Source organism: Albimonas sp., from assembly GCF_055129145.1.
In genome coordinates, this window is record NZ_JBSRTQ010000146.1 from 1 (window position 1) to 10,472 (window position 10,472).

9 protein-coding genes are annotated in these 10,472 nt (G+C 72.3%); 2 read left to right on the top strand and 7 right to left on the bottom strand.

Translation table 11 applies throughout. The annotated features are described in order from the left end of the window. Nucleotide 1: 1 nt before the first annotated feature. Together gltA and gltX are read right to left on the bottom strand one after the other, a co-directional pair. Nucleotides 2-1,297 carry a citrate synthase gene (gltA, locus tag ACTB72_RS17730; RefSeq protein WP_463038337.1) on the bottom strand — a complete coding sequence of 432 codons (1,296 nt, stop codon included), beginning with the start codon at nucleotides 1,295-1,297 and terminating at the stop codon, nucleotides 2-4. A 92-nt stretch (nucleotides 1,298-1,389) separates the two neighbouring features. Next, complete coding sequence (gene gltX, locus ACTB72_RS17735; RefSeq protein WP_463038338.1) at nucleotides 1,390-2,850, bottom strand: glutamate--tRNA ligase; 1,461 nt, start codon at nucleotides 2,848-2,850, stop codon at nucleotides 1,390-1,392. Between the two features lie 40 nt (nucleotides 2,851-2,890). On the opposite strand from gltX, the gene ACTB72_RS17740 reads away from it, so the two are divergent. Beyond that, complete coding sequence (locus ACTB72_RS17740) at nucleotides 2,891-5,074, top strand: ComEC/Rec2 family competence protein (RefSeq protein ID WP_463038339.1); 2,184 nt, start codon at nucleotides 2,891-2,893, stop codon at nucleotides 5,072-5,074. 501 nt (nucleotides 5,075-5,575) lie between these two features. Here ACTB72_RS17740 and lexA read toward each other — a convergent pair. The 4 genes from lexA to trpC all read right to left on the bottom strand — a co-directional run bounded on the left by lexA (nucleotide 5,576) and on the right by trpC (nucleotide 8,988). Then, nucleotides 5,576-6,292 (bottom strand): transcriptional repressor LexA, encoded by a 717-nt coding sequence (gene lexA / locus ACTB72_RS17745; RefSeq protein ID WP_463038340.1) that lies wholly within the window; start codon nucleotides 6,290-6,292, stop codon nucleotides 5,576-5,578. Between the two features lie 146 nt (nucleotides 6,293-6,438). Next, nucleotides 6,439-7,629: a molybdopterin molybdotransferase MoeA gene (locus ACTB72_RS17750; protein WP_463038345.1), complete on the bottom strand. Its 1,191-nt coding sequence runs from the start codon at nucleotides 7,627-7,629 to the stop codon at nucleotides 6,439-6,441. 32 nt (nucleotides 7,630-7,661) lie between these two features. Then, nucleotides 7,662-8,135 carry a cyclic pyranopterin monophosphate synthase MoaC gene (gene moaC, locus ACTB72_RS17755; RefSeq protein WP_463038341.1) on the bottom strand — a complete coding sequence of 158 codons (474 nt, stop codon included), beginning with the start codon at nucleotides 8,133-8,135 and terminating at the stop codon, nucleotides 7,662-7,664. Nucleotides 8,136-8,178: 43 nt separating this feature from the next. Beyond that, nucleotides 8,179-8,988 (bottom strand): indole-3-glycerol phosphate synthase TrpC, encoded by an 810-nt coding sequence (trpC, locus tag ACTB72_RS17760; RefSeq protein WP_463038342.1) that lies wholly within the window; start codon nucleotides 8,986-8,988, stop codon nucleotides 8,179-8,181. Nucleotides 8,989-9,198: 210 nt separating this feature from the next. On the opposite strand from trpC, the gene ACTB72_RS17765 reads away from it, so the two are divergent. Further along, nucleotides 9,199-9,726, top strand: coding sequence for a hypothetical protein (locus tag ACTB72_RS17765; protein WP_463038343.1), 528 nt, complete (start codon nucleotides 9,199-9,201; stop codon nucleotides 9,724-9,726). A 260-nt stretch (nucleotides 9,727-9,986) separates the two neighbouring features. Here ACTB72_RS17765 and ACTB72_RS17770 read toward each other — a convergent pair. Further along, nucleotides 9,987-10,472, bottom strand: a 486-nt coding sequence (locus tag ACTB72_RS17770; protein ID WP_463038344.1) for a dienelactone hydrolase family protein, incomplete at its 5' end; no start/stop codon positions are given.

Sequence of the window (10,472 nt, forward strand, 5' to 3'; positions counted from 1 at the left end):
ATCAGCGCGTGGCGACGTCGGTGTAGTCGCGCGCGGTCGGGCCCATGTAGAGCTGCCGGGGACGACCGATGCGCGAGCTCTCCTCGATCATCTCCTTCCACTGGGCGATCCAGCCGACGGTGCGGCTCAGCGCGAAGATCGCGGTGAACAGCGAGGTCGGGAAGCCCATGGCCTCCAGGATGATGCCCGAATAGAAATCGACGTTCGGGTAGAGCTTCTTCTCGATGAAATACGGATCCTCGAGCGCGATGCGCTCCAGCTCCTTGGCGACCTTGAGGGTCTCGTTGTTCTCGATCCCGAGAAGCCCGAGCACCTCGTCGCAGCTTTCCTTCATCACCTTCGCGCGCGGGTCGAAGTTCTTGTAGACCCGGTGCCCGAAGCCCATCAGGCGGAACGAGTCGTTGGGGTCTTTGGCGCGGGCGACGAATTCGGGGATCCGGTCGACGGTCCCGATCTCCTGAAGCATCTCGAGGCAGGCCTGGTTGGCGCCGCCATGGGCCGGGCCCCAGAGGCAGGCGACGCCGGCCGCGATGCAGGCGAAGGGATTGGCGCCCGAAGAGCCCGCCAGACGCACGGTGGACGTCGAGGCGTTCTGCTCATGATCCGCATGCAGCGTGAAGATCCGGTCCATGGCCTTGGACAGGATCGGCGACACCTCGTAGTTCGCCGCCGGCACGGCGAAGCACATGTGCAGGAAGTTTTCCGCATAGCTGAGATCGTTGCGCGGATAGATCATCGGCTGGCCCATCGAATACTTGAAGGCCCAGGCGACGATGGTCGGCAGCTTGGCGATCAGGCGGATGGTCGCCACTTCGCGCTGCCAGGGATCGTTGATGTCGGTCGAGTCGTGGTAGAAGGCCGACATCGCCCCGACCACGCCGCAGACCACCGCCATCGGGTGCGCGTCGCGGCGGAAGCCGGAGTAGAAGTTCTTCATCTGCTCGTGCAGCATCGTGTGATTGGTCACGCGATGCTCGAAATCCTCGAGCTGTGCGGCGTTGGGCAGCTCGCCGTAGAGCAGCAGGTAGCAGACTTCGAGGTAATGCGACTTCTCGGCCAGCTGGTCGATCGGGTAGCCGCGATAGAGCAGCTCCCCCTTGTCGCCGTCGATGAAGGTGATCTGCGACTCGCACGCCCCGGTGGAGGTGAAGCCGGGATCGAAGGTGAACACGTCGGCCTGCGCGTAGAGCTTGCCGATGTCGACCACATCCGGCCCCAGGGTGCCCGAATAGATCGGGAAATCGTAGCTCTTGCCCTCTAGCGTGAGCGTGGCTTTGCGTCCGGTGTCCTTGGCCAAGGTCTTCTCCCCTTATGGCGCGCGCCCGTCCGGCGCGGCGCGTTTGGACCGGCGCCGGGCCGCATGTCGGGCCCGGCTGTGTGCGCCGTCGCTCAGCCGTCGGCGGCGGCGTCGTCTAGTCGCGCGAGGCACTCGTCGCGCCCCAGCGTCGTCATCACGTCGAACACGCTGGGTGATACGGCCCGGCCTGTCAGCGCGGCGCGCAGCGGCTGAGCCACCTTGCCGAGCTTCAGGCCCTCTTGCTCCGCGAAATCTCTTACCGTTTGCTGAAGAGCCTCTTCGGTCCAAACGCTATGGTTCCGCAGGTGCGAAGTCAATCGCGCCAGCATGGGACGGATCTCGTCGTTCAGCAGGCCCGCGGCCTTGGCGTCGAAGTCCAGCGGACGGTTCGCGAAGATATAATACGCCATATCGATCAGGTCGTTGAGAGTCTTGGCGCGCTCCTTCAAACCCGGCATCGCCGCGGCGAAGGCGGTCATGCGATCCTCGGGCGGCAGCGGCTTGTGCTGCGCCGCGAAAAGCCCCCGGATCGCCTCCACCAGGCGCGCATCGGAGGCGGCGCGCATATGCTGGCCGTTGATATGCTCCATCTTCACGAAGTCGATCCGGGCGGCGGACTTGTTGACGTCCTCCAGCGCGAACCAGGCTTGCGCCTGCGCGTCGTCGAAGAACTCGTCGTCGCCGTGGCTCCAGCCAAGCCGGGCGAGGTAGTTGCGCATCGCCTCGGGCAGGTAGCCCATGTCGCGATAGGCCTCGACCCCGAGCGCGCCGTGGCGTTTGGAAAGCTTGGCCCCGTCCGGCCCGTGGATCAGCGGGATATGGGCGAAGACCGGCACGTCCCAGCCGAGCCCCTTGTAGATCAGGCTCTGGCGGGCGGCGTTGGTCAGGTGGTCGTCGCCGCGGATCACATGGGTCACGCCCATGTCATGGTCGTCGACCACCACCGCCAGCATGTAGGTGGGCGAGCCGTCCGAGCGCAGCAGGATCAGGTCGTCCATCTGGTCGGCCTTCCAGGTGACGCGGCCCTGCACGGCGTCGTCGACCGAAACCTCGCCCTCGCGCGGCGCCCGCAGGCGGAACACGTGGGGGGCGGAGAGGTCGCCATCGGTGCGGTCGCGCCACGGCGAGACGAACATCGGCGGCCGTCCCTCCGCCTTGGCGGCGTCGCGGGCGGCCTCGATCTCCTCCTTCGAGGCCCAGCAGCGATAGGCGGCGCCGGCGTCGACCATGGCCTGCGCGGCCTCGCGGTGGCGGGGACCCTGCTCGAACTGGCTGACGGCGTCGCCGTCCCAGTCGAGCCCGAGCCAGGTCAGCCCGTCGAGAATCGCCTGCGCGGCTTCGGGCGTGTAGCGGACGCGGTCGGTGTCCTCGATGCGCAGGAGGAACCTGCCCCCCCGGCCGCGGGCGAAGAGCCAGTTGAACAGCGCGGTGCGCGCCCCCCCGATATGCAGGTAGCCGGTCGGAGAGGGGGCGAAGCGCGTCACCACCTGCCCACGGCCGGCGGCGTCGGGAAGGGTCGCGGCGTCGGCGGGGCTTGCGTCGGAAGGGCTCATGCTGGATCGGGGTCCGAATTGCTTTAAGGTCGGCGCCGTTATGACAATCGCCCGCTCGCAGGACAACCCATCCGACGCCCGGCGCGGACCGCGCCGTCTCCGCCTCCCCGCGCGGTGGGCGGAGCGTTGGGCGCGGCTGGCGGAGGCGGAGCGTCGCCGCGTCCCGCTCTGGTCGCCGGTGCTGCTGAGCCTCGGCATATGGATCTACTTCGCGCTGGCGAACGAGCCGTCGAACTGGCTGGTGGCGCTGGCGGTGGCGGCGCCGGCCGCCGCGGCCCCGCTGGCGCTCGCCGGGCGGACCCTGCCGGCGGCGGCGGTTGCGCTGGCGCTGATCGCGGCGGGGTTCGCGGCCTCGGCCCTGCGCACGCAGGTGGTGGCGGCGCCGGTGCTCTCGGCGTCCATCGACGCCACGCTGCAGGGCCGGGTGACCGAGATCGCCCGCTCGCGCGCCGACCGCCGCCAGGTCACGCTGTCCGACATCGTGATCTACGGCCTCGCCCCCGAACAGACCCCGTCGGCGGCCCGCATCACCTTGCTGGAGGGCGACTTCGCCCGCCAGGTGCGTCTGGGCGAGCGGATCGAGGTCTTCGCCCATCTCGGCCCCCCGCTGGGTCCGGTGGAGCCCGGCGGCTTCGACTATCGCCGCCACGCCTGGTTCGAGGGGCTGGGCGCAGTCGGCTTCGCCCGCGGCCCGCTGGTCGGCGCGAACGCCGAGACCGCGGGCGCCGCCGAAGCGGGTCACGGCGTGGCCGACCGCTTCTCCGCTTGGCTGGAGCAGACGCGCGGCGCGATGACCGACGGCATCCTCGCGGCGCTGCCCGGGCGCGAGGGCGCCTTCGCCGCTGCGATCCTGACCGGCGTGCGATCCGAAGTGCGCCGGGACGAGCTGCAGGATCTGCGCGACTCCAACCTCGCGCATCTGCTGGCGATCTCGGGGCTGCATATGGGGCTGCTCGCGGGGCTCGCCTTCGCCACGGCGCGGCTGGCCATCGCCGCGGCCCCGGGGCTCGCGGTGCGGATCCCGGCCAAGAAGGCGGCGGCGGCCGTGGCGCTGGCGGCGGCGCTCGCCTATCTGCTGCTGTCGGGCGCCTCGGTCGCGACGCAACGCGCTTTCGCCATGTCCGCGGCCGCCCTGATCGCGGTGATGATCGACCGGCCCGCGATCTCGATGCGCGCGCTCGCCGCCGCCGCTCTGGCGATCCTGCTGATCCGGCCCGAGAGCCTGGTCGACGCCGGGTTCCAGATGTCCTTCGCCGCCACCGTGGCGCTGGTCGGGGTCTACGAGACGGTGCGCGACCGCGGCGCCCTGCGGCTGGATCGGGAGGCCGAGGGCCGGGTCTGGCCGCGCCGCCTCGCGCTCTGGGCCGCGGGTCTGCTGCTGACCTCATCGGTGGCGGGGCTCGCCACCGCGCCCTTCGCGGCGGCGAGCTTCAACCGCCTGACCACCTGGGGCCTGCCTGCGAACCTCGCCGCGGCGCCGGTGATGGCGTTCTGGGTGGCGCCGTTCGGGGCGCTGTCGGCCGTCCTCGCGCCCTTCGGGCTGCAGGGGCTGGCGTTGGTCCCGATGGGGTGGGGGATCGGCGTGATCCTCGACGTCGCCGCCTGGGCGGCGGGGATGCCCGGCGCGGTGCGCCCCTCGCCCGACGCGCCGCCGGGCGCGCTGGCGCTGGTGGCGCTGGGGGGGCTGTGGCTGGCGATCTGGCGCACGCGGCTGCGCTGGGCGGGGGCGGTCGGGGCGGCGGTGGGGCTGGCGCTCTGGGTCTTCGCCTCGAGCCGGCCCGAAGCGCTGGTCGCGCCCGGCGGCGAGGCGATCGGGGTGATGGGGCCGCAGGGCCGCGCCGTCGACCGGGCGCGCGGGGCGGGCTACGTGATCGACAGCTGGCTCGCCTCCGACGGCGACGCCGGCGACCAGGCCGAGGCCGCGACGCGCCCCGGCGTGGACCGCGCGGCGAAGCAGGCGACGGCGACGCTGTCCAACGGCTGGCGGCTGGTGCTGCTGGAGGGGTTGGTGCGGCCTGAGCGTCTGGCCGAGGCCTGCGCGCCCCGCACCGTGCTCATCGCCCCCGCCGCGCGCGAACCGGCCGCCGGCCCGTGTCTGAGCTTCGACCGGGCGGCGCTGGACCGCCTCGGCGCTTTGTCGGTGGCGCCCGAGGGCGATGCGATCCGGATCGAACCCGCGCTGCCCCGCGCCGCCGCGCGTCCCTGGGGACGGACTGCGCCCTGAGCCCGACGAGGGCGCGGGCGGCCTCGGTCGTCGCCTTGCCCCGGTCCACCTTCGGCGATCGGACCGGCGGGCGAGCGGATGGCCGGCCTCAGGCCCCCGCCGCCACCGGAAGGTAGCGCGACGCCGGAGGCCTGCGGGCCTTGGCGGCGGCTCGCCCTCGATACGTCGGCGCCGGGCGATCGCCCGTCATGTCGCGCCAAGGGCGGGCGGTCGGTCCGAAGCGGAGATGCCGGATAGGTAGGCGACCCGGCTCGGGGCCTGCAGCCGGGACCGGGGCCCGAGCCGGGATATGCGGGGTGTGGGCGCGCGCTGCGGCAGCCCAAACCGGCCCGGGCCGCAAGGCCCTGACCCGGCAGGTTCGGCTCTTCGCGGCGCTCTCCGTGCAAAGCGCTCGCCGGCCATCGCGACGACCGCCCGCAAGCGGCCAGGCGGGAGAGGCTCGTCTCCCGCCCCGGCCGCTTGCCGCCCCGCTCGCCCAGCCCGTTCGCTCAGCCCGTTCGCTCAGTAAGTGCGGATCAGCCCGACCAGCCGGCCCTGGATCGTCACCTGGTCGTCGCGGAGCAGGCGGGTCTCATAGGCCGGATTGGCGGCCTCCAGCGCAATCATGCCGTTATGGCGGCGGAGGCGCTTGAGGGTCGCTTCCTCCTCCTCCACCAGGGCCACCACGATGTCGCCGTTCTCGGCCGAGTCCCGGCGCTCTATCACCACCAGGTCGCCGTCATGGATGCCGGCGTCGACCATCGAGTCGCCCCTGACCTCCAGCGCGTAATGCTCGCGCCCGCGGCCGATCATGCCGCCGGGGACGCCGACCATCCGCTCCTGGTGCTGTATGGCCGAAATCGGCACGCCGGCCGCGATCCGGCCCATCAGCGGCACCGAGACGGCGGCCTCGGGCGTGTAGCCGGGGATAGGGGAGGGCGCGGGGGCCGCAGGGCGCTGCGCGCCTTCGATCACCCGGGGCTTGAAGCCGGTCGCCATCGCGACCTCGCTCTCGCCGCCGAGGCTTTCGGGCAGCTTCACGATCTCGATCGCCCGGGCGCGATGCGCCAGCCGACGGATGAAGCCGCGTTCCTCCAGCGCCGTGATCAGGCGATGGATGCCGGATTTGGAGCGCAGATCCAGCGCCTCCTTCATCTCGTCGAACGAGGGAGAGACGCCGTCGCGTTGCACCCGTTCGTGGATGAAACACAGCAGATCGAGCTGCTTTCTGGTGAGCATGGCGGCGCGAACCCCTCCGCTTCCTGCGTGGCGCCGGGGGCTGCCTGATTGCGCCCGACGTGGTCTCATGCGGCCAAGTTCTACTAACGTTCCTGTTTTGTGTCAACGCGTTCGTGTTCCGCCCCGGCCTTTTCGCGCGCGGGATCCTACAGGCGAATGATCTCCACCGGCGCGCCCGCCGCCATCGCCGGCGCGCCCGCAGGCAGCACCGCCAGCGCGTCGGCCTCCGCCAGCACCGAGAGCAGCGAGCTGTCCTGGCGCCCCAGCACCCGAACCGAAAGCGCCCCCGCGCCGTCCACGCCCAGCAGGGCGCGGGCGTAATGCTCGCGCCCGCCATTGGCCTCGACCCCTGCTGCCAGACGCGCGGTTTCGCGGGGCAGGGGCACGGCGGGCAGGCCCAGCATGGCGTCGAGCGCCGGGCGCAGGAACACATGCCCGCAGACCATGGCCGAGACCGGATTGCCCGGAAGCCCCACCAACGGCCGCCCGCGCATCATGCCGGCCATCAGCGGCTTGCCGGGCCGCATGGCGATGCGCCAGAAATCGAGCGCCATGCCCGCCGCGCCCGCCGCCTTTCCCACCAGGTCATGGTCCCCGACCGAGGCGCCGCCCAGCGTCACCACCAGATCCGCGCCGGCGGCCGCGTCGAAGGCGGCCTCCAGGCTCTGCATCGTGTCGCGGGCGATGGGGATCAGCCGGGGCGCCGCGCCGTATTCGGCCAGCAGGGCGTAAAGACCGTAAGTGTTGGAAGACACGATCTGATCGGGGCCGGGGGTCTGGCCGGGTTCCACCAATTCGTCGCCGGTGGCGATCAGGGCGATGACCGGGCGCCGACGAACCTCGACCTTGGGAATGTTCATCGAGGCCAGCAGCGCCACGTCGCGCGAGGTCAGGCGACGCGGGGCCGAAAGCGCCGCGCCCTCATGGAAATCGCCGCCGGCCGGGCGGATATGCGTCGCGTCGTCGAGATTTTCGCGGGCGCGGATCACCGGGCCGGAAAGGGTTTCCGCGTCCTCCTGGATCAGCACGCGGTCGGCGCCGGTGGGCACCGGGGCGCCGGTGAAGATGCGCACGGCCTCGCCGGGGCCGACATGCCCTGCGAAACCGCGACCGGCCTGCGCCTCGCCGATCACGCGGTATTCGGCGCCGGGGGCGAGGCCCTCGCCCCGGATCGCGTAGCCGTCCATGGCGGACGCGGCGAAGGGGGGCTGGGTGCGGCGGGCGACGGCCTCGGCCGCCAGCACCCGGCCGGCGGCTTCGGTCAGGGGAACCTCTTCGGTTTCCATCAGCGGCATCAAGGCGACGAGGCGGGCCAGCGCCTCCGGAACCGGCAGCAGGGGGGGCAGGGGGGGCGACGGGGGGGAGGCGCTCACTCGGCTTCCCAGCGGCCGGACTTGCCGCCCTCCTTCAACACCACGCGGGTGTCGGTCAGGCGCATGCCCCGGTCCACCGCCTTGACCATGTCGTAGACGGTGAGCTGGGCGACGGCGACGGCGGTCAGCGCCTCCATCTCCACCCCGGTGCGTCCGGTGGTGCGCACGGTGGCTTCGATTTCGACGCGGTTGTTGGCCTCGTCGCAGGTGAGTTCGACCGCGACTTTCGACAGCGGCAGGGGGTGGCAAAGCGGGATCAGGTCGGCGGTGCGCTTCGCCGCCATGATCCCGGCGAGGCGCGCGACCGCGAGCACATCGCCCTTCGCGGCCCGGCCCGCCACGATCAGGGCCAGCGTCTCGGGCGCCATGACCACGGCGCCGCGGGCGGTGGCGGTGCGGGCGGTTTCCGCCTTCTCCGAGACGTCGACCATCTGCGCGTCGCCCTTGGCGTCGAAATGGGTGAGGGGCATCGGGGTCGCGGCCTCCGGGGCGGGATCAGGAAGAGGCGGGGGATCAGAGCGTGGCGGGGACCGGGTCGGCGAGCAGCGCGCGGGTGGCCGCGGCGACGTCGTCCTGCCGCATCAGGCTCTCGCCGATCAGGAAGGTGCGGGCCCCGGCGCGGGCCATGCGCGCGAGATCCGCCGGCGCGAAAAGCCCGGATTCGGAGATCAGCATCCGCCCCGCCGGCGCGGCCTCGGCCAGCGCCTCGGTCGTCTCCAGCCGGGTCTCGAAGGTGCGCAGGTCGCGGTTGTTGATGCCGATCAGGGGGGAGGAGAGCTTGTGCGCCCGCTCCATCTCCTCGGCGTCATGCACTTCGATCAGCGCGTCCATGCCCCAGGCGAGCGCCGCGTCCTCGAGCTCCAGCGCCTGGTCGTCGGAGACGGCGGCGAGGATGATCAGGATGCAGTCGGCCCCGAGCGCGCGGGATTCGACCACCTGCCACGGGTCGTAGAGAAAATCCTTGCGCAGGCAGGGCAGGGTGACTTCGCGCCGCGCCGCCTGCAGGAATTCCGGCGCGCCCTGGAAGGACGGCCCGTCGGTCAGCACCGACAGGCAGGCGGCGCCGCCCCATGAATAGGCCCGGGCGAGCGCGGGCGGATCGAAATCGGCCCGGATCAGGCCCTTGGAGGGGCTCGCCTTCTTGATCTCGGCGATCAGCGCGTAGTCGCCCTGCTTGTGCTTGCGGCGCAGCGCGCTGGCGAAGCCGCGGGGGGCTTCGGCGCGGCGCGCGGCCTCTTCGACGACGGAGAGCGGTCGCGCGGCCTTGCCGGCGGCGATCTCGTCGAGCTTGTAGGCGCGGATACGGTCAAGAACGTCGATCATAAGGCGGTGTTAACCCGCGGCGGACGGCTTGGGAAGCGGTTGGGCGTAGGCGGGGCCGGGAAGGGGCGGGCCTGTGGCGAAGCTGCGCCGGTGACGCAAGGGAGGCGGGATGCGCGGCGGGGGGAGGGGCGGGGATGCGACGACGTGGCCACGGGCGAAATCCGGCGGGCGCCGCCAGAAAGGCGGGATGACAGTCCGGACCGCCCAGCCATGACCCGCGTTTTCCGCAGCACCCCGCTCGAAGCCGGCGAGACCGGCCCCCGTCCGAAGCGTCGGGCGCCGGAAGAGGCGTCGGTCGGTTCGGCCGAGACCGGGGGCGGCATGGCGGGCGGGACGGTGACCGAGGCGGGCCCGGCGCCCCGGTCCCGCGGCGCCGGATCGCACGGAGATCGCGCGTCGCTTGTCCTGAAGCCCGGGCCGATGCAGACGGGCCAGCGCAGCGCCGCCGCGAGCGTGGCCTTCTCCGCGCCGCGCCGCGCGCCGCGGACCCTGCCGCCGACCGGCCACAACCAGGGGCCGCCGCTGACCGGAGGGTTCAAGCTTTTCGCCTGGCGCAAGGCCCAGGCCGAGGCCTGGACGCCGCCGCGGCCCGAGACCCTGCGCCGGCGGCTGAAATACGCCGCCGAATGCGGGCTGACCTACCGGGAATACACGCTCGAGATCATGGAGCGCGGCCGCTGGCTGACGCCCGAGAAGGACGCTTCCCGGATCGCCGAGATCATCGACCAGCGGGACTGACCCGGGCCGGGGCGCTCCGTTTCGGCGGAGGGAGGCCGCGCGACGACCCGACCGCCTGCGGCCCCGTCTCTCCCGCGCGGCCAGCCGGCCGTCCGCATGCGTCTCCGCCGCCAGCCGCGCCGTCGCTCCCATCAGGTCACACGCTCGAAACCCGTGCCCGTCGCCACCCGCGCCCCCGTCTCCGCGCGCCGCGGGCGCTCCGGTTCAATCGGCGCGCCCTCGACGCGGCGCTTGCGCGAGGGCGAACCGGGGCGCGACGCTCAGGCGTCGAGCACCTCACCCAAAAAATTCACCAGCGCCTGGAAGGAACGGCGGTCGGCGTCGGGCGAATACATCGCCCGGCCGGGCGTGTTGGCGCCCGGCGTGGTGAACGCGTGCACGGTCCGCCCGTAGGCGTGGAGCTGCCAGTCGGCCCCGGCCGCGGTCAGCTCGTCCGCCAGCGCCAGCGCCGCCTCGGGCGTCGCCAGCGGATCGTCCCAGCCGTGCAGCACCAGCACTTTTGCGGAAATCGGCTTCGCCGGCAGCGGATTCGGTGTGAACACCCCGTGCAGCGAGACCGCGCCCAGCAGACCCTCGGGCGCCGCCCGGGCCAGATCCAGCGCGCAGAGCCCGCCGAAACAGTAGCCGGCGACGGCGATGCGGCCCGCGTCGATCTCCGCCAACGCCTTGAACGCGTCGAGCGCCGCCAGAAGCCGCGCCCGCAGCACGCCCCGATCCGCGGCCATCGCCTGCATCCGCACCATCGG

Excerpts from the sequence above, each read along its gene's own strand:
- gltX (WP_463038338.1), bottom strand. The coding sequence starts at position 2,850 with ATGAGCCCTTCCGACGCAAGCCCCGCCGACGCCGCGACCCTTCCCGAC.
- ACTB72_RS17740 (WP_463038339.1), top strand. The coding sequence starts at position 2,891 with ATGACAATCGCCCGCTCGCAGGACAACCCATCCGACGCCCGGCGCGGA.
- lexA (WP_463038340.1), bottom strand. The coding sequence starts at position 6,292 with ATGCTCACCAGAAAGCAGCTCGATCTGCTGTGTTTCATCCACGAACGG.
- moaC (WP_463038341.1), bottom strand. The coding sequence starts at position 8,135 with ATGCCCCTCACCCATTTCGACGCCAAGGGCGACGCGCAGATGGTCGAC.
- trpC (WP_463038342.1), bottom strand. The coding sequence starts at position 8,988 with ATGATCGACGTTCTTGACCGTATCCGCGCCTACAAGCTCGACGAGATC.
- ACTB72_RS17765 (WP_463038343.1), top strand. The coding sequence starts at position 9,199 with ATGACCCGCGTTTTCCGCAGCACCCCGCTCGAAGCCGGCGAGACCGGC.